This window comes from Brevundimonas bullata, from assembly GCF_014207965.1.
Lineage (GTDB): Bacteria > Pseudomonadota > Alphaproteobacteria > Caulobacterales > Caulobacteraceae > Brevundimonas > Brevundimonas bullata_A.
This window is the reverse complement of the sequence record NZ_JACHLM010000004.1, coordinates 300,138-316,535: the sequence shown is the minus strand read 5'-3', so window position 1 is coordinate 316,535 and position 16,398 is coordinate 300,138. Positions and strand designations below refer to the sequence as shown.

The 16,398-nt window shown below is 67.8% G+C and carries 20 protein-coding genes; 14 read left to right on the top strand and 6 right to left on the bottom strand.

Features of this window, described 5'->3' with window-relative positions; genetic code table 11:
- Positions 1–2 precede the first annotated feature (2 nt).
- Both HNP51_RS13540 and HNP51_RS13535 read left to right on the top strand, forming a co-directional pair.
- On the top strand, positions 3–965 hold the full coding sequence (locus HNP51_RS13540) for a homoserine kinase (protein WP_184271461.1): 963 nt from the start codon (positions 3–5) through the stop codon (positions 963–965).
- A gap of 124 nt (positions 966–1,089) precedes the next feature.
- Complete coding sequence (locus tag HNP51_RS13535) at positions 1,090–1,620, top strand: cytochrome b (RefSeq protein ID WP_184271458.1); 531 nt, start codon at positions 1,090–1,092, stop codon at positions 1,618–1,620.
- Between the two features lie 72 nt (positions 1,621–1,692).
- On the opposite strand, the gene thrC is transcribed toward HNP51_RS13535, so the two are convergent.
- Entirely contained in the window at positions 1,693–3,081 is a 1,389-nt protein-coding gene (thrC, locus tag HNP51_RS13530) for a threonine synthase (protein WP_184271455.1), read from the bottom strand.
- A 154-nt stretch (positions 3,082–3,235) separates the two neighbouring features.
- Here thrC and HNP51_RS13525 point away from each other — a divergent pair, with 154 nt between their 5' ends.
- Positions 3,236–4,180: a pepsin/retropepsin-like aspartic protease family protein gene (locus HNP51_RS13525; RefSeq protein ID WP_184271450.1), complete on the top strand. Its 945-nt coding sequence runs from the start codon at positions 3,236–3,238 to the stop codon at positions 4,178–4,180.
- A 64-nt stretch (positions 4,181–4,244) separates the two neighbouring features.
- Positions 4,245–5,555 carry a DUF418 domain-containing protein gene (locus HNP51_RS13520; RefSeq protein ID WP_184271447.1) on the top strand — a complete coding sequence of 437 codons (1,311 nt, stop codon included), beginning with the start codon at positions 4,245–4,247 and terminating at the stop codon, positions 5,553–5,555.
- Here HNP51_RS13520 and HNP51_RS13515 read toward each other — a convergent pair.
- The 3 genes from HNP51_RS13515 to HNP51_RS13505 form a co-directional block, all read right to left on the bottom strand.
- A complete protein-coding gene (locus tag HNP51_RS13515) occupies positions 5,542–6,393 on the bottom strand; it encodes a neutral zinc metallopeptidase (RefSeq protein ID WP_184271444.1) in 852 nt (283 codons plus the stop codon). The two genes, HNP51_RS13520 and HNP51_RS13515, sit on opposite strands and share 14 nt — an antisense overlap.
- 82 nt (positions 6,394–6,475) lie before the next feature.
- Positions 6,476–6,868 (bottom strand): hypothetical protein, encoded by a 393-nt coding sequence (locus HNP51_RS13510; RefSeq protein ID WP_184271441.1) that lies wholly within the window; start codon positions 6,866–6,868, stop codon positions 6,476–6,478.
- Between the two features lie 43 nt (positions 6,869–6,911).
- Positions 6,912–7,253 (bottom strand): iron-sulfur cluster assembly accessory protein, encoded by a 342-nt coding sequence (locus HNP51_RS13505; protein ID WP_311769951.1) that lies wholly within the window; start codon positions 7,251–7,253, stop codon positions 6,912–6,914.
- Between the two features lie 115 nt (positions 7,254–7,368).
- On the opposite strand from HNP51_RS13505, the gene HNP51_RS13500 reads away from it, so the two are divergent.
- The 10 genes from HNP51_RS13500 to HNP51_RS13455 all read left to right on the top strand — a co-directional run bounded on the left by HNP51_RS13500 (position 7,369) and on the right by HNP51_RS13455 (position 15,154).
- Complete coding sequence (locus tag HNP51_RS13500) at positions 7,369–8,556, top strand: deoxyguanosinetriphosphate triphosphohydrolase (protein ID WP_260398494.1); 1,188 nt, start codon at positions 7,369–7,371, stop codon at positions 8,554–8,556.
- An 82-nt stretch (positions 8,557–8,638) separates the two neighbouring features.
- The gene (locus HNP51_RS13495; protein ID WP_184271435.1) at positions 8,639–9,433 is read left to right on the top strand and encodes an SPOR domain-containing protein; all 795 of its coding nucleotides are present in this window, start codon (positions 8,639–8,641) and stop codon (positions 9,431–9,433) included.
- A 148-nt stretch (positions 9,434–9,581) separates the two neighbouring features.
- Positions 9,582–10,646 (top strand): beta-N-acetylhexosaminidase, encoded by a 1,065-nt coding sequence (nagZ, locus tag HNP51_RS13490; RefSeq protein ID WP_184271433.1) that lies wholly within the window; start codon positions 9,582–9,584, stop codon positions 10,644–10,646.
- Positions 10,643–11,470 carry a ScpA family protein gene (locus HNP51_RS13485; protein ID WP_184271429.1) on the top strand — a complete coding sequence of 276 codons (828 nt, stop codon included), beginning with the start codon at positions 10,643–10,645 and terminating at the stop codon, positions 11,468–11,470. The genes nagZ and HNP51_RS13485 overlap by 4 nt, the downstream gene beginning before the upstream one ends.
- 183 nt (positions 11,471–11,653) lie before the next feature.
- Complete coding sequence (gene scpB, locus HNP51_RS13480; protein WP_184271426.1) at positions 11,654–12,328, top strand: SMC-Scp complex subunit ScpB; 675 nt, start codon at positions 11,654–11,656, stop codon at positions 12,326–12,328.
- Between the two features lie 207 nt (positions 12,329–12,535).
- On the top strand, positions 12,536–12,868 hold the full coding sequence (locus HNP51_RS13475; RefSeq protein WP_260398493.1) for an AtpZ/AtpI family protein: 333 nt from the start codon (positions 12,536–12,538) through the stop codon (positions 12,866–12,868).
- 14 nt (positions 12,869–12,882) lie between these two features.
- Entirely contained in the window at positions 12,883–13,674 is a 792-nt protein-coding gene (locus tag HNP51_RS13470) for a F0F1 ATP synthase subunit A (protein WP_184271420.1), read from the top strand.
- A 59-nt stretch (positions 13,675–13,733) separates the two neighbouring features.
- Positions 13,734–13,958 carry a F0F1 ATP synthase subunit C gene (locus HNP51_RS13465; RefSeq protein WP_046651755.1) on the top strand — a complete coding sequence of 75 codons (225 nt, stop codon included), beginning with the start codon at positions 13,734–13,736 and terminating at the stop codon, positions 13,956–13,958.
- A 72-nt stretch (positions 13,959–14,030) separates the two neighbouring features.
- The gene (locus HNP51_RS13460; protein ID WP_184271417.1) at positions 14,031–14,636 is read left to right on the top strand and encodes a hypothetical protein; all 606 of its coding nucleotides are present in this window, start codon (positions 14,031–14,033) and stop codon (positions 14,634–14,636) included.
- On the top strand, positions 14,636–15,154 hold the full coding sequence (locus HNP51_RS13455; RefSeq protein WP_184271414.1) for a F0F1 ATP synthase subunit B: 519 nt from the start codon (positions 14,636–14,638) through the stop codon (positions 15,152–15,154). The genes HNP51_RS13460 and HNP51_RS13455 overlap by 1 nt, the downstream gene beginning before the upstream one ends.
- Positions 15,155–15,230: 76 nt before the next feature.
- On the opposite strand, the gene HNP51_RS13450 is transcribed toward HNP51_RS13455, so the two are convergent.
- Both HNP51_RS13450 and HNP51_RS13445 read right to left on the bottom strand, forming a co-directional pair.
- Positions 15,231–15,701 (bottom strand): DUF6789 family protein, encoded by a 471-nt coding sequence (locus tag HNP51_RS13450; protein ID WP_184271411.1) that lies wholly within the window; start codon positions 15,699–15,701, stop codon positions 15,231–15,233.
- A 119-nt stretch (positions 15,702–15,820) separates the two neighbouring features.
- A complete protein-coding gene (locus HNP51_RS13445) occupies positions 15,821–16,243 on the bottom strand; it encodes a hypothetical protein (protein WP_409360125.1) in 423 nt (140 codons plus the stop codon).
- Positions 16,244–16,398: the final 155 nt, after the last annotated feature.

The following is a 16,398-nucleotide window of genomic DNA, read 5'->3' as shown; positions in this document are numbered from 1 at the left end:
ACATGGCTGTCTTCACGCCCGTCACGCCGGATCAGGCCGCTGACTATCTCATGCGTTACCCCCTGGGCGATCTGGTCGCGCTGACGCCGATCGCCGAGGGGGTCGAGAACACCAACTACAGGCTGGAGACGACGTCGGGCGCCTATGTCCTGACCCTGTTCGAAGGGCGGACGGACGCGGCCTCGCTGCCCTTCTGCCTCGGCCTGACCCGGCATCTGGCGGCGCGCGGGTTCCCGACGCCGTCGCCCGTCGCCGATCGCCAGGGCGAGATCATCGGCCGTCTGAATGGCCGCGCCGCCGCCATCCTCAACTGGGCGCCCGGCGCCTGGAAGCGCCAGCCGTCCGACAAGGAACAGTATCGCGCCGGACAGGTGCTGGCCCTGCTGCACCTGGACGCCGCCGACTATGCCGTCGAGCGCCAGAACCCGGTCGGACCCGAGGCCTGGTCGGCGCTGGCCGCGCGCTGCGACGGGCCCGCGAAAGGTGTCGACCGCAAGATGCTGGATCAGATCAAGGCCCTGCTGCCGCGTCTGGCCGAGCCGTGGAGCGACCCGGCCCTGCCGCGCGGGCCGATCCACGCCGACTACTTCCCCGACAACGTCCTGTTCGCCACCAACGAGCACGGCAAGAGCGACATCGGCGGGGTGATCGACTTCTACTTCGGCTGCACCGACGTCCTGGCCTATGACCTGGCCATCGCGCTCAGCGCCTGGGGCTTCGACGCCGAAGGCCGGCCCATGCAGTCGGCCCTGCGCGCTTTCCAGAAGGGTTATGAGTCCGTGCGCCCCCTGACGCCCGCCGAGGCCGAAGCCCTTCCCGGACTGGGGGCTGCGGCGGCGGTGCGCTTCACCCTGACCCGCCTGCACGACCGCATCTTCCACGACCCCGCCAACCTGGTTACGCCCAAGGACCCGGCTCCCTTCTTCCGCCGGCTGGACTACTGGAAGGCGGCGGAGACGGTCTGAGGGAGCTGTGGGGCGCGAGTTCGCGGCGCTTGCGCAAGCGTCATGGACTCGCGTTAGAAGAACTCACTCCGTTCTTGAAACCCGGTCCGAGCCTGCCTCGCGCCGCCAGCGAAACAGCCGTCACATGCCACAGACGAAGCCCGCCTACAGCCGTGTCTCCATCGGCCTTCACTGGCTGATGCTCGTCCTGCTGGTCGCCGTCTATGGCTGCATCCTGCTGCGAGAAATCTATCCGCGTGGCAGCGACCCGCGCGAGGCGCTCAAGGCTTGGCATTTCATGCTCGGCCTGACCGTCTTCCTGTTGGTCTGGGCGCGTCTACTGGCTCGCTTCTTGACGTCTCGCCCCTCGACGCCGCGAAGCTGGAACGACTGGTTCGCAGCGGCCATGCACGTGGCGCTTTACGCCTTCATGATCGCCATGCCGCTCCTGGGCTGGCTGACGCTCAGCGCAGGCGGAAAGCCGATCCCCTTCTTTGGTCTGTCGCTTCCCGCCCTGACGGCGCCCGACGAGGCCCTGGCGGATCAGGTCAAGGACGTGCACGAGACGATCGGGGTGGTCGGCTATTGGCTCGTGGGTCTGCACGCTGGCGCAGCCCTGTTCCACCACTACGTGCTTCGTGACGGCACGCTTAAGCGTATGCTGGGCCGCGCCTAAGGAGGGCCTCGGCGCTCGGATCGCCCTCTCTGCCTATGCCTGCGCCCTATCCCCGTCGGGCGGGCTGAAGCCTTACGCCGCGAAGCCCTTCACCGCCGCCAGCGCGGCCTCGGCCGTGTTGTCGATGATGGTCAGGCGCTCGGGCTGGTCGCCCAGGGCGCGGATGACGGGGGCGGGTTCCGGCTCAAAGCCCAGCACGTCCGAGACAAAGGCGCCGAACTTGGACGGGTGGGCCGTCGACAGCGCGACGACGGGGCCGTTGGCGCGGTCCAGACGGCGCGCAGCGGCCAGGGCGACGGCCGTGTGCGGACAGACGACGCGGCCCCAGGCGGCGTGGGCGTGAGCGATCTCGGCCTGGGTCGCGGCCTCGTCGATGGAGACGGCGGAGACTTCCGCTTTCAGCGCGGCCAGCAGGTCCGACGACAGGGTGACCGAGCCGTCGCGGGCGAAGGTTTCGAACACGGCGCGGACAGCCTCGGCGTCCCGGCCAGAGGCCTCATAGACCAGACGTTCGAAGTTGGACGGGGCCTGCACATCCATCGACACGCTGCCGCTTTCGACGGCGGGACGGCGGGCGTAGACGCCCTCGTTGATGGCGCGGGCCAGGGCGTCGTTCTGGTTGACGGCGGCGACGAAGCCCTTGACCGGCAGGCCCATCTTCCTGGCCGCGATGCCGGCGAAGGCGTCGCCGAAATTGCCGGTCGGGACGACGAAGGTCGCCGCCTGACCCAGCTGGGCCGTGGCCGAGATATAGTAGGGAATCTGTCCCGCCAGTCGGCCCCAGTTGATCGAGTTGACCGATGACAGGCGACGGCCGTCGCGCAGGGATTCCTCGGCCAGAAGGCCCTTCACCAGACGCTGGCAGTCGTCGAAGTCGCCGCGCACGGCCAGGTTCAGGACATTGTCCGCCTGCACCGTCGTCATCTGCTTGCGCTGAACCGGCGAGACGCGGTCCAGCGGGTGCAGCACCACCAGATTGATGCGCTCGGCGCCCGCGAAGGCGCGCACGGCGGCGGCGCCGGTATCGCCGCTGGTGGCGGTCAGCAGGGTCAGCTTCTGGCCCGTCGCGGCCAGGGCCTCGTCCGACAGGGCGGCGACCAGTTGCATCGCCAGATCCTTGAAGGCGGCGGTCGGGCCGTGGAACAGCTCCAGCACGAACAGGCCCGGCTCCAGCTCGACCAGGGGCGTCACCGCCGGATGATCAAAACCCTGGGTCAGGCGCTCCAGCGCCCGGTCGAGCGCCCCGACAGGCAGGGCGTCGCCGATGAAGGGCGAAATCGCCTCCCTGGCCATCTCGGCATAGGTCCGCGCCGGCCGCGTCGCATCGACGGGCAGGGCGGGCCAGGCCTGGGGCATATAGAGGCCGCCGTCGGGGGCGATGCCGCGCAGCAGGGCGTCAGCAAAATTGGTCGGGGCGGCGTCGCCGCGCGTCGAAAGGTAGCGGTCGGGGGAGGTGCTCATGACGGGTCGTTTCTATCCGTAGCTTGGCCCTTCGTCATGATTATTTTGCGCTTGCGAAGGGGTTTTCGCGATTTTGCGCAACAAGATGGCGATCAGGGGCGTGCGGCGTCGTCGGGGCTGGCGTCTCGCCGTCGTCCGGTCCATGTCAGGGGCGATGAGACGCCGTTCCTTCATGATCCGCGTGGGCGCCGCCGCGGCCGCTGTCGGCGGCGGCCTGTGGCTCAAGGACCATGTGATCTGGCGTCGGCCGACGCTGCGGTTTCCCGACGGCGGGACCAGCGGGTGGTCGCCCTTCGTCGTCGCGGACGCCGCCACGCCGACCGTGCGGGTGCGGATCGCCGGGCGCGAGGTGACGGCCCTGATCGACAGCGGCGCCCAGTATTCGGTGATCGACCGCGCCCTGGTCGAGGCCCTGGGCCTGACGACCTTCTTCGACATGCCTCTGGTGGCTTACGGCGTCGGAGGGCAGCCGCAGGTCGGGCGCGGGGTGACGCTGGACATGGCGGTCGGCACGCTGACAGTGTCAGGTCTGCGCGCGGCCATCCTCGACCTGGGGCCGCTGGCGGATGCGGCGGGCCTGGGCACGCCGCTGGTGCTGGGACAGGACCTGTTGGGCGAGGCGGTGCTCGATCTTGATATGAAACGTCGCAGGGCGCGGTTTGCCGATCCGGACGGCCATGTGGTCTCGCCCGCTATGCGCGCTGTGCCGGTCAAACGCAGCGGAACGGCTCTGACCGCCGAGGTCACGGTCGAGGGGGCGGTGATGCGGGCCGTGATCGACACCGGGTTTTCGTCCCTTATCGCCCTGAGCCAGGGCGCGGCCGACGCGGCCGGCCTGCTGGACGGACGACCTGAAACGGCGGGGGCCAGCATTGTTCTGGGCGGCATGGCGAAGGCGCGGGTGATCAAGGCGCGCACGGTCACCTTCGGCGACGACCTGTGGCGCGGGGTGGAGACGCCAGTGTTCGCGGATTCGCCCCTGCCAAACTATCCCGACGCCCTGCTGGGCGTGGCCGCTTTCGAGGATCGCGAGGTGGTGGTCGCCCTGGGGCGGGGCCAGCTGCACGTTTCGCCGATGATGGATCTGACTGTCGGCTGACGGCCAGGTTTTGTTACAATATCGATCTTTGCTACAGGGGGGAACGGCGGTAACGCGTGCGCCCATGACCGATGCAATTGTGAGCGCGCCCGTCGCCTCGCCCTCAAGGCTGGAGAGTCTGGACCTGCTGAGGGGCTTCGCCCTGTGCGGTATCTTGCTGGTCAACATCATCTCCATGGGCGGCATCTGGGAGGCCTATGTGCCGCAGACGGCGCCCAGTCTGGAGAACCCGGACTGGCGGGCCTGGCTGGTTCAGCATGTCTTCCTGCAAGGCTCGATGCGCGGGCTGTTCACCCTGCTGTTCGGGGCCGGAATGTTGCTGATCACTCTGCGCGGCGGCGACGGCAAGGGCACGATCGAGGCGGCTGACGTCTATTTCCGGCGCTGTATGGCCCTGCTGGTTCTGGGTGTCGGCAATGTCACCATCCTGCTGTTTCCAGGAGACATTCTTTATGTCTATGGCCTGGCGGGCTTCTTCCTGTTCGCCTTCCGGGCGGCGAGGCCACGCACCCTGATCCTGACCTCGGTGCTGCTGATCGTCGTGTTGACCGGAGTCCAGGGCGCGAGCGCTTACAAGCGGGCCGTCGAGGCGCGCGAAGGCCGGGCCGTGGCCGAAAGCCAACTGCCCATTGAACGTCTGAACCCCAGGCAGCGCGAGTCTCTGGACGCCTATCAGGCGGCGGTCAGGGCGCGCCAGCCGACGCGCGAAGCCCGCGCCGAGCAGGTCGAGCTGCGCACCGGCGGTCCGGTCAGCCTGCTGAAGTGGAGTGTCCACACCTGGGTCGAGTACGCCGCGTCCAGCTACACCATCATCCTGGTGATGGAGTGCGTGGCCTTCATGCTGCTGGGCATGGCCCTGTTCAAGCTGGGCGTGCTGAGCGGCGCGAGGCCCTTGCAGTTCTACCTTCTGATGGCCCTGCTGGGCTATGCTGTCGGCCTGACGATCAACGGCGTCCAGGCGGCGTCGCTGTGGCGGCATGACTTTTCGCCCGAGTTATGGCTGACGCGCGCTACCTATGAGCTGGGGCGACTGGGCGTCACCCTGGGCCACGTGGGGCTGATCCTCAGCCTGTGGAAGTGGAATGCGTTTGGCGTCATCGGCGCGGGGCTCCAGGCCATGGGCCGGATGGCGCTGAGCAACTATCTGGCCCAGTCGGCGATCACGTCGCTGCTCTTCTACGGCCTGCATCTCTGGGGTCGTTTTGACTGGTGGACCCTGTGGGGCATCGCCGCCGTCATCTGGGTGGTGCTGGCCGTCGGCAGCCTCTTGTGGCTACGCGTCTTCGCCTTTGGGCCGATGGAGTGGGGGCTGCGGCTGGTCGCCTATGGCCAGCTTCCGCCGATCCGTCGCGCCCGCGCCGTCACAGCCCCTTGAACGTGTCGCAGGCGGCCGGATCGCCGGTCTGATAGCCGCGTTGCAGCCATTCGACCCGTTGCGCCGCCGAGCCGTGAGTGAAGCTTTCGGGCGAGACGCGGCCGCCGCCGCGGCGTTGCAGGGTGTCGTCGCCGATGGCTTGGGCGGTCTTCATGCCCTCTTCCAGATCGCCCGGCTCAAGCGCCACCTGACCGCCTGAGACGGCGGCGGCGTTTCGGGCCCAGACGCCAGCGTAGCAGTCGGCCTGAAGTTCCAGAGCGACGGAATACTTATTGCCCTCGGCCTGTGAGCGCGCGGCCTGCTGGGCGCGCTGCACCTGCTCGCTGGCGCCTGTCAGGGTCTGGACGTGGTGGCCGAATTCGTGGGCGATGACATAGGCCTTGGCGAAGTCGGCGCCGGAAGCCCCCAGCTTGGTCTCCATTTCGCGCCAGAAGCCCAGGTCCAGGTAAACCTTCTGATCGGCGGGGCAGTAGAAGGGACCCATGGCCGACTGGCCGAAACCGCAGCCGGTCTGGGTGCCTTGCTCATAAAGAACGGTGGTTGGCGGGGTATAGCCGCGCAGCTTGGTCTTCCACACGTCGTTGATGTTGGAGCCGATGACCTCGACGAACTGTCCGGCCTGATCCTCGGGCGAGCCCATCTTGCCGGCCTGCTCGGACTGGCTGGCGCCGCCGAACTGGCTGGCGACCTGCTGGGTCGTGTTGGGGTCGATGCCGAAGACGAAGTAGCCGATGGCCGCCAGCACCAGAACCCCGATGCCGCCGCCCGCCACGGCGCCACCGCCCATGCCGCGTCGGTCTTCGATGCCGCCGCCGCGCCGTCCGCCCTGCCAACGCATGATGTCGTCTCCACCCTGAAATCTCGCCCGAAGCTAGGCCCAAACGCGGCGGGCAGGGAAGGGATGCAATTGTAAAGGGCGGTCAGTTCGGACGGCGGTCCAGCCAGGCGTCGATCTCGGTGACGCCGCGCGTCATTTCCTCGCGTCGGGCGGCCTGGGCCTCGCGAGCCTCCCGTTCCTGTTCGAGCGTGCGCGGGACGTAGGCGGTCGGCGGCGGCGAGGGCAGGGCGGGCTGGCGCGCGGCCTCCAGGCGCTGGAGGGTCAGCCGCGTCTGCAGCCGCTGCTGCTGGGCCAAGGCCTCGCGCTCGGCGGCCTGATTGCGCAGGCGGTCCATCTCATAGCGGTGTTGATCGGCGATGGCCGAGCCGGGATCGTATCCGGCCGGCGGAGGACCCGGCCAGCCGGGCCAGGTCTGGGCGTTCGCGGCCAGAGGCGCGGCGGCGAGCATCAAGGTGATGAGGATCAGGCGGCGCATAACGTCTAAATGGGCGCCCGACCGACCCGCGCCAAGCGTAGCCTTAGATGGCGAAGCTGACGCCGCAGCCGCAGCTGGAGGAGGCGTTCGGGTTGCGCACCACGAACTGCGCCCCCGCCAGTTCGTCGACGAAGGCGATCTCGGAGCCCTTGAGGAAGGGGATGGAGACCGGGTCGATCACCGCCGCCTGACCGTCGCGGCGCACGACCAGATCATCGGCCTCGGGCGCGTCGACCAGCTCCAGTCGATACTGGAAGCCCGAGCAGCCGCCGCCGTCGACGGCGACGCGCAGCATGACGGGCTTGCCCTCGATCTCGGCCAGCTTGGCCAGACGCTTGGCCGCGCTCTCGGCCAGAAGGATGCCTTCCGGGGCGCGGGCCGAAATCGAAAGCGACAGGTCGCGGACTGATTCTGTGGATTGGACGGTGCTCACGGCTCTCTATATGAGGAGCGGACAGGCGTTCGCAAAGGCCTGTGTCGCAATAGAAGTGCTGTCCGCCTTGAGCCAGACCCGCGCGTCCTTCGCTGAAGACCCCGCCGCCAGCCGTGGCCGCCATGTTTTCGAGCCCGCCAGCCGCACCCGCACCCCCTTCGCCCGCGACCGCGACCGCATCATCCACGCCACGGCGTTTCGTCGCCTGAAGGAGAAGACCCAGGTCTTCGTGGCGCACGAGGGCGACCATTATCGCACTCGCCTGACCCATAGTCTGGAGGTGGCCCAGATTGCCCGGTCCCTGGCCCACGCGCTGCGGCTGGACGACGATCTGGCCGAGACCATCGCCCTGGCCCACGACCTGGGCCACCCGCCCTTCGCCCACGCGGGCGAGGACGAACTTCAGGCCCAGATGGCCGACTACGGCGGCTTTGATCACAACGTCCAGAGCTTCCGCGTCATCACCGAGCTGGAAGTCCGCTATCCGAAATTCCCCGGCCTGAACCTGAGCTGGGAAACGGTCGAGGGCGTCATCAAGCACAACGGCCCGGTGATGCATCACCTGGGCGAACCGGCGTGGAAGACGGTCGCGGCCTACGCCCCCGGCGGCGGCGCGAACTGGGACCTGCGTCTGGACACCTTCGCCTCGCTGGAAGCCCAGTGCGCGGCCATCGCCGACGACATCGCCTATAACAACCACGACGTGGACGACGGGGTGCAGGCGGGGCTGTTCACCCTGGCCGACCTGGCCGAGGTGCCGCTGATCGGGCCTTGCCTGGCCGAGGCGCGCCGCGACTGGCCTGCGCTGGACGACCGCATGATCCGGCTGGAGGCCGTGCGCCGCATGATCGGCATCATGGTCGACGACGTTCTGGCCGAGACCGAGCGGCGGCTGGCCGAACACCGCATCGTCACCGCCGAGGATGTGCGTCTGGCCCCGCAGATGATGGTGCAGTTCTCAGCCGGCATGATGGCCGACCTGGGCGTGCTGCGCCGCTTCCTGTTCGAGCGGATGTATCGCCACTACCGCGTAAACCGCACCCGCAGCCAGGCGCGCCGCGTCCTGTCGCAACTGTTCCACCTGTTCATGGAAGAACCCGAGGTCATGCCGCCCGAATGGTCGGCCCAGGCATTGTCGGATGATCCGGTCAAGCGGGCGCGGGCGGTGTGCGACTATATCGCCGGGATGACCGACCGCTACGCCATCGAAGTCCACGGCAAGCTGTTCAGTCTCGATCTGGCGCTTGATCTGTGATTCGAAAGAGGCCACGGGCGGGCTAGACTGAAGTTCCTCACGCGCCGATTCGCGCGCGGAGCCGATCCAGAAAGCGCGACCCATGTCCTACGACGACGATCACCGAGGCAACCCCAACGCCGGCCGCGAGCGGGGGGCCTATACGCCGCCCACCGACGACGACCTGCCGTTCGAGCGTCGCAGCTATGATCCCCGTCGCGCCCCGACCGCCAAGTCGCCGCCGATCACCCTGATCATCAGCGCCGTCGTCCTGCTGCTCCTGATCGTGGCTGTGGTGGTCTTCTATCGTTCGGGCGTGCGCTCCTCGACCGATGCTCCGCCCGCCGTCGGCACGCCGGTCGAGAGCATGAAGGTCGAGGCGCCGCTGGACGCCCAGCCGATCGACCCGGAAGCGGGCGTGCGCGTCTATCGCGACGGCGGAGAGGCGACCGACGCCGTCCCCACCTTCACCCCCGGCCCGGAAGCCGTCGAGCCGCGCCCGGCGCCCCAGCCTCTCCCCGTCGCGCCGACGGCCCTGCCGCCCGCCGCCCCGGCTGTGGTCGCCCCAGCAACTCCGGCTCCGGCCAAGCCCGTGACCGCAGCGCCGGCCGTCAAGGCTCCGGCCGCTCCGGCTCCGGCCGCTCCCGCCGCCGCTGGCGGTTCGTCGGGCGTGCAGATCGGCGCCTTCTCCTCGACCGCCATCGCCGATCGTGAATACGCCGCCGTCGCCTCGCGCTTCGGCTCGTTCGCCTCGGGCGCTGAAAAGCGCGTGCAGGAAGTCACCGCCGCCAACGGCTCGACCGTCTATCGCACCACCTTCACCGGCATGAGCCGCGACCGCGCCGTCGCCTTCTGCAACGCGCTGAAGGCCGCCGGTCGCGACTGCATCGTCCGCTAATGACCAAGATGTCCGCTCATCTCCGCGGAGGCGGGGACCCAGTTCTTTGGCGAGATGCCCGAACCGGTGACAGGAGGCTTTCGGCCTTCGTTGCTTGCGCGGCTCAAACCTGGGTCCCCGCTTCCGCGGGGATGAGCGGGAGAAAAATATGACCTCCGCCGCCATCTACGGCTGTTCCGGCCACAAGCTGACCGCGGAGGAGCGCGCCTTCTACGCCGAGGCCAAACCCTGGGGCTTCATCCTGTTTCGTCGCAACGTGGACACCCCGGCTCAGGTCAAGGCCCTGGTCGAGGATCTGCGCGACAGCGTGGGCCGCGCCGACGCCCCGGTCCTGATCGATCAGGAAGGCGGCCGGGTGCAGCGCCTCGGCCCGCCGCACTGGCCCAAGTATCCTCCGGGCTCGGCCTACCTGAAGGCCGTCAACGACCCGATGGCGGCGCGCGAACTGGTGCGTCTGGGTGCGCGGCTGATGGCCCACGACCTGCGCGAACTGGGCATCACCGTGGACTGCGTGCCGGTGCTGGACGTGCCGGTGCCGGGCGCCCACGACATCATCGGCGACCGCGCCTATGCCCAGGACCCGGCGACCGTGACCCAACTGGGCCGGGCGGCGGCCGAGGGCCTGCTGGCGGGCGGCGTCCTGCCCATCATCAAGCATATTCCCGGCCACGGCCGCGCCTTCGCCGACAGCCACCACGACCTGCCGGTGGTCGAGACCGATCTGGAGACGCTGGACGCCTGGGACTTCGCCCCGTTCAAGGCCCTGTCCGACATGCCGATGGCCATGACGGCCCACGTCGTCTTTACCGCCGTCGACGCCAAGCGCCCGGCCACGACCTCGAAGAAGGGCATCCGCCTGATGCGCGAGCATCTGGGCTTCTCTGGCCTGATCATGTCCGACGACCTGTCGATGAAGGCCCTGTCGGGCACCCTGACCGAGCGCGCCGAACAGTCGCTGAAGGCGGGCTGCGACGTCGTCCTGCACTGCAACGGCGACCTTGGCGAAATGCGTCAGGTCGCTGAAGGAACCGGCAAGCTGAAGGGCGAGGCCAGGCGCCGCGCCGAGGCGGCGCTGGCCCGCATCGTCCACACGCCCGAGCCTCTGGACGTGGCCGAGGCCCGCGCCCGGCTGGAGGCGGCCCTGAGCGGTCGCTTCGACGCCGCCAAGGGGCCGGACGTGGGCGAGGCTCAAGCTCCGGCTCAGGCCCAGTGAGGGATACCGCCTTCCAGCCTAATCTGGACTTCACCGCCGTCGCCGAGGCAGACGCCGCCGAGGCCTTCGTCGTCGATCTGGAAGGTTACGAAGGGCCGCTGCACGTCCTGCTGGCGCTGGCGCGCACGCAGAAGGTGGACCTGCTGAAACTGTCCATCACCAAGCTGGCGGAACAGTATCTGGCCTTCGTTCACGAGGCGCGGCGGCGCAACTTCGCCATGGCCGCCGACTATCTGGTGATGGCGTCCTGGCTGGCCTATCTGAAGTCGCGCCTGCTGCTGCCGCGCACCGAGAAGGGCAAGGCCGAGGAGCCGCCCGCCGAGGAAATGGCCGCCGCCCTGGCGTTTCGCCTGCAGAAGCTGGAGGCCATGCGCCGCTCGGTCGAGGCCATCACCAGCCGCCCGCAGCTGAAGCGCGACGTCTTCACCCGCGGTGACCCGGAAGCGACCGTCATCATCCCCTCCGACCGCGTGGACGCCAGCCTGTATGAGCTGATGGCCGCCTATGTCGCCCAGCGACGCCGCGAGGAGCGGCGCAACTACGCGCCGGGCCAGCGGGTGGAGGCCTTCCAGCTGGAGGCCGCGCGCGACTGGCTGCGGTCCATGATGCCGCGCCTGGCCGACTGGACCCCGCTGGATCAGGTGGCGCCGGCGCGCGAGGACGAAGGCGAGGGGCCCAGCCAGGCCAGCTATACCGCCTCCACCCTGTCGGCCAGTCTGGAGCTGGTGAAGGAGGGGGCCATGGACGTGCGCCAGTCCGAAGCCTTCGCCGAGCTTTTCCTCAAACGCCGGGGCCTCGGTCAGCCGCTGGAGCTGACGCCGTGAACTCCCGCTATTCGCTCATCCGGCCTTTCTTCTCTTCGTCATCCTCGGGCTTGTCCCGAGGATCCAGAACCGCATCCTTGCTTCGTGAGGCGCGGTGTATCCTTCGTTCAGCGTCGAGTCTCTGGATCCTCGGGACAAGCCCGAGGATGACGAGGGTAGGGGGCGCGTACGGCCGGTGTTTTAATGTCTGACCTCAGTTTCCAACCCGACGACGCCGAGATCGAACGCCGGGTCGAGGCCCTGCTGTTCGCCGCCGCCGCCCCGCTGTCGGCGGCCGAGATCGCGCGGCGTCTGCCCGAGGGCGCCGATACGGGCCGGGCCATAGCCGCCCTGCGTCAACGCTATCAGGGCCGCGGGGTCGAACTGGAGTGCGTGGCTGATCGCTGGCGCTTCCGCACCGCCGCCGACCTGGGCTTCCTGATGACCGAGGAACGCGACGAGCCGCGCCGCCTGTCCAAGGCCGCGCTCGAGACCCTGGCCATCATCGCCTACCACCAGCCCTGCACCCGGGCCGAGGTCGAGAGCGTGCGTGGCGTCTCCCTGTCCAAGGGAACGCTGGACCTGCTGCTGGAGATGGACTTCGTACGGCTGCGGGGGCGTCGGCGCACGCCGGGGCGCCCCGTCACCTACGCCACGACCGATCGGTTCCTGGAGCATTTCAGCCTGGCCAGCCTCTATGACCTGCCCGGCGTGCAGGAGATGAAGGCGGCGGGCCTGCTGGATCTCGCGATTCCTGTCGGTTTCGAGGTGCCCGATCCGACCCGCAGCGGCGACAGCGAAGGCGAAGATGGGCTGAGCGGCCACGATGACGGATCGCCCGAGTTCGCCCAGGATTTCGTCAGCCCGGACGGCGACTGACGGGCCGAGCAGCGACGCATCGCCACGCCTGTTTGTCTTTTGAAGTTAAGGTGCTGAAAAACTTAAACTTAACTAAGGGGCGGCCCGCCTTGACCTGAGGCCCCCTCGGCTATAGGTTCCGCGCCGAATTCAGACCCGTTCCGGCCCTATGTCGGACGCTGAGCGAATAGGTCCATATCCCCGATGACGGAATCGCGCGAAGAGGCGATGAAACGCCTCAACGACAGCGCATCCGCGCTGGAGGACAGGACCAAGGTCGAGCAATCGGCCGAGTTCGCTGCGCACGCGGTGACGGGGCAGGCCTACAAGATCATCGCCGAGTTGCTCGGCGGTGTTTTCGTTGGTCTGGGTCTCGGGTTCGGCTTTGACCGCTTGTTCGGTACGAGCCCCTGGGGCCTTTTGGTCGGAGTCCTTCTGGGCTTCGCCCTGGCGATCTACATGGCGCGCCGCACAGCCAATCGGCTGATGGCGCAGGCCCTGGCGGCGGGAGTGACGGCGAAACCCGTTCCCTACGTCGAGGCCGGCGAAGAAGAAGACTAAGGAGCGAAAGGCCCGTGGCCGATCCGATTCATCAGTTCCAGATCACGCCGCTGCCCGGCCTCGACTTCGGTGAAGTCACGCTGCCGGTCATTGGTACGGTCCACCTGGCCTTCACCAACTCGCACCTGGCGATGACGCTGGCGTTTGTGCTGGTCATCGCCTTCCTGCAGGTCTCGACGTCGCGCGCCCAGGTGGTCCCGGGCCGTCTGCAGGCTGCGGGCGAGACCATGTTCGGCATGATCGACAACCTGGCTCAGTCGATCATCGGCCACGACGGTCGCAAGTATTTCCCGTTCGTCTTTACGCTGTTCATGCTGGTTCTGATGATGAACCTGCTGGGCATGTTCCTGACGTTCACCGCCACCTCGCAGCTGGCCGTCACCGCCACCTTCGGCGTGCTGACCTTCGCCCTGGTGGTCATCATCGGCATCGCCAAGAACGGCCTGGGCTTCTTCGGCCTGTTCTGGCCGACCAGCGCGCCTCTGGTGCTGCGTCCGGTCGTCGGCCTGATCGAATTCTTCTCCTTCCTGCTGCGTCCCGTGACCCTGGCGCTTCGTCTGTTCGGCAACATGCTGGGCGGTCACGTGGCGCTGAAGATCTTCGCCGGCTTTATCGTCTCGCTCATGGGCGTGGCGCTGGCGGGCGGCGTGGGCCTGTTCGCCCTGCCGGTGGCGGCCCTGTCGCTCGGCATGGTGGTCGCTCTGACTGCGCTTGAGTTCCTCGTGGCCTTCCTTCAGGCCTTCGTCTTCGCTGTTCTGGCCTGCATCTATCTCAATGATGTGGTCAACCTGGGTCATGGCCACTAAGGCTGCGGACCAGTACTAAACCCCACCCTCCAAACGCTCCAAGAATTAGGAATATCATTATGGAAGCTGAAGCCGCCAAGTTCATCGGCGCCGGTATCGCCACCATCGGTATGGTTGGTTCGGCTCTGGCCGTCGGCAACATCTTCGGCCAGTTCCTGGCCGGCGCCCTGCGCAACCCGGCTGCCGCCGCGTCGCAAGTCGGTAACCTGTTCGTGGGCGCCGCCCTCGCCGAAGCCCTGGGCATCCTGGCCTTCGTGCTCGGCATCCTGATCTGGCTCGGCTAAACCCGAACACTTGATCAGCGGCGGCGCGCCTGACCGGCTGCGCCGCCGCATCTGCTTTCGCGACGGATAATCATGGCTGCAACCCCCTCTGCTCCGCCCCCGGTCTTGCCGGTGGAACAGGCCGTCGAATACGCGGCCGAAACCGGGCACGTGCCCGCCAATGCGGCTGCCGCCGCTGCCGAGCATGACGCCGGCGGACTGCCGCAGTTCGAGTTCCAGCACTGGGCCGGGCAGGCCGTTTACCTGCTGATCCTGTTCGCTATTCTTTATGTGCTCGTCGCCAAGGTCTTCGCGCCGCGCCTGCGCCGCGTGATCGACGAACGGGCCGAGACCGTTTCTTCGGCCGTCGCCACCGCGCGTTCGGTCCAGACCGAAGCCGCCGCCCAGGCCGACGCCGCCAAGGCCGACCTCGAGAAGGCTCGCGCTGACGCCCGCGCCACGGCCGCCGCCGCCAAGGCGCGTGTCGCGGCTGAAATCCAGGCCCGTCAGGCCGAGGAAGAAGCCATTGTCGCCGCCCGCGTCGCCGAGGCCGAGAAGGCCATCGCGGCGACCCGCGACGGCGCCATGGTTCACGCCGCCTCTATCGCCTCGGACACCACGCGCGCCATCGTCGAGCGTCTGACCGGCAAGGCCCCGACGGCCGCCGAGGCCGACGCCGCCGTCAAGGGAGCCGCCTGATGAACATGTTCTTCGACCCCCATTTCTGGGACGTCAAAACCAGCGCCGAGCTGTGGGTTCTCGTCGGCCTGCTGATCTTCATCGGCATCGTGATCGCCGTGGGTGTGCCGAAAATGGTCGCCAAGGCGCTGGACGACAAGGCCGCCAAGATCCAGTCGGAACTGGACGAGGCCGCCCGTCTGCGCGCCGAGGCCGAAGCCATGCTGGCCCAGATTCGTCTGGAGAAGGCTGAAGCTGAAGCCCAGGCCGCTGAGATGCTGGCCGCCGCTGAAGCCGACGCCCGCCGTCTGGAAGCTGAAGCCAAGGTGCGTCTGGAAGAGGCCCTGACCCGTCGTCAGGCTCTGGCCGAGCGTCGCATCGCCCAGGCCGAGGCCCAGGCTACGACCGAGGTCAAGGCTGCGGCCGCTGAGCTGGCCGCCAAGGCGGCTGAGGATATCCTGGCCGCCCGCCTGGCCGGCGCCAAGTCGGACCCCATGCTCGACGCCGCCATCGCTCAGATCGGCGACAAGCTGAACTGATCGCGGTCACAGCGACAAACACATCGGGCCCCGCCGGCGACGGCGGGGCCTTTTGCGTTTCAGGAGCATCCGACCGTTAGTGGGCGGGCGCGCCGTGGATGAAGCCAGCGGCGCGTTTCTCGCGCGCCAGCATCCGGGCGAAGACGTTGCCCATCACCCCGCCGAAGATCATGTGGGTGATCAACATCCAGCCGAAGGTGCCGAAGCCCGCACTGCCGGAGAAGGTGCGCGGATCGCCCATCATGGTGATGATCAGCATCATCGCCACCCAGGCCGCCACGGCGAACAGGATGCCCTTGGTCTCAGGCGTGTTGGTGGGCAACCGGGCATAGAGGATCGCGAACAGCGGCCCCATGATCAGCGAGCCGATGACGAAGTGGATCGCCCAGCCCGCCGCCAGATTGCTGCCCAATCCGAACATGCGGGCGACGACTTCAGGGAAGGGATCGAAAACCTTGGCGAACAAGAGGTTCACCGCTTCAAGAATGGAAACCGCGACGGTCGCTATGAAGCCGGCGACGATTCCCTGTTTTACGCGTGACATCATGAGAAAAGCGCCTCCCAACGCCATCTGCCTTTTGACTACGCGAGGGGAAGCATACGCCGTTCGGCGCGCGACGGGCTGATCCGCCGTTCACGTTACCGTGTGCGATGAAATGTGGCTTTTTAGCGGAAGAGCTTGCGGAAAAAGCGACGGATGCGCTTGCGGGCCCGGATCAGCTGACGCGACGGACGCTTGCGCAGCACGACCTTCTCGGCGCGCAGGGCCTGCTGCCAGAAGACAGGCGCGATCTCCGGGTTCTTCCGCATCAGGCGACGGAAGGGATAGACCCACTTGGGCCGGGCGTACTGCGCGCGGATGAACTGGCGCTTGGCCCACCAGGAGTTGCGCAGCAGCAGGACCAGACCCAGGGCGATGACGGGCACGCCGCCGGGACCGGGCAGGGGGGCGATCAGGATGCCCAGGCCGATGATCAGGAAGCCCAGAGACATCATGCCCAGCCGTCCCGCGCGACGCAGCAGTCCGGGCCTCTGACGAGGCCGGCTGTCGGCGCGGAAGGGGATCAGGGCAAGGGTCAAAGGCGTCACAGGCGGGAGGGGGGAGGCAGGGAGACAACGCCTCCTCGTGCGGTGCGATCCTTCCTCCGGGAAGTTCACACCAACCGTGGCGATGCCGTCACACTATCCCAGACACGGATGACAAGGCCGAACCGTGGCGTGCCAATGAAGCTTTCGTAAGAGGG